The 1,307-nt window shown below is 45.3% G+C and carries 1 protein-coding gene; it reads left to right on the top strand.

Annotated elements, in window-relative coordinates; translation table 11 throughout:
• Positions 1-1,250, top strand: a 1,250-nt coding sequence (locus R7E78_RS24195) for an ATP-binding protein (protein WP_318058347.1), incomplete at its 5' end; no start/stop codon positions are given.
• Positions 1,251-1,307: the final 57 nt, after the last annotated feature.

A 1,307-nucleotide genomic window follows, 5' to 3' on the forward strand; every position in this document is an offset into this window, starting at 1 on the left:
TTTCGGCGCTCATGGCGGAACAAAAAGGACTGCGTTTCGACTTAGAACGTTTGAGTGACTTACCAAAAGCGATCGAGGTGGATGCGACCCGTTTACGCCAGGTGATTTGGAACCTAGTGAGCAACGCGATGAAGTTCACCAAAGAAGGTGGCGTTGTGATGACAGTCAGCGCTGATGTCGAAGAAGACTTCGCGACTATCATTATGGAAGTCGAAGACACCGGCATCGGTATTCCTGAAGCTGAACTGGATAAGATTTTTGCTATGTATTATCAAGTTAAGTCGGGTAAAGACAACTTGCATGCAGTAGGTACAGGTATTGGGTTAGCGGTTTCGAAACAGCTGATCAATATGATGGATGGGGACATTACGGTCACAAGTGAAGAAGGCTTTGGTAGTACTTTTACTGTGTCGATTCACGTTCCTATTGTTGAACTCGAAGAGCCGGTAATCGATGCGAAGCGCGACAATGTGCATCTCAACATCTTTATGGTTGAAGACATTGAACTTAACGTGACGGTGGCTAAGTCGCTGCTAGAAAGTTTGGGGCATTCCGTGACGGTCGCGATGACTGGGGAAGAGGCGTTAGTCAACTTTGTGCCGGATCAATACGACCTTGTGCTGTTGGACATTCAACTGCCAGACATGACAGGGTTTGATGTGGCGAAGTACTACCGTGAGCATTATGACCACTTACCTCCGTTGGTGGCGTTAACGGCGAACGTGATGAAAGATCGTCGAGAGTACTTAGAAAATGGAATGGATGACGCAATCAGTAAACCATTAGCTGTGCATGCTATTCAGTCAGTGATAGATAAGTTCTTTGTTGATCGAGTCGATAAACCCGCGGTGATTGTTAAGCCTGAAGTCAAGGAAGAAGCAGCGCCTTCTCCTGTGATTGAGACACATCTACTGGATCTGGATATGCTAGAGTCTTATGTGGATATTGTCGGCGTTAAACCCGTGTACGACAGCATCAAGATGTTTGAAGACATGATGCCAGATTACATTGAGGTATTAGACTCAAACATGACCGCAAAAGATCAGGATGGCATTGTTTCTGAAGCGCATAAAATCAAAGGTGCGGCAGGATCTATTGGTCTTAAACGTATCCAAAGCGTTGCTCAAAAAGCGCAATCCCCGGATATGCCGGCATGGTGGGAAAATATTTCTGACTGGGTCGAAGAGATAAAGAATGAATACCAAAACGATATTCAGGTACTCAAAAGTTGGTTAGATCAAAGGAAATAACATGAAGAAACTTGCACCCGTAGCCTTACTTATTGCATCGCTCGTAGGTTGTAGTTC

It is taken from the genome of Vibrio sp. YT-19(2023), assembly GCF_033337395.1.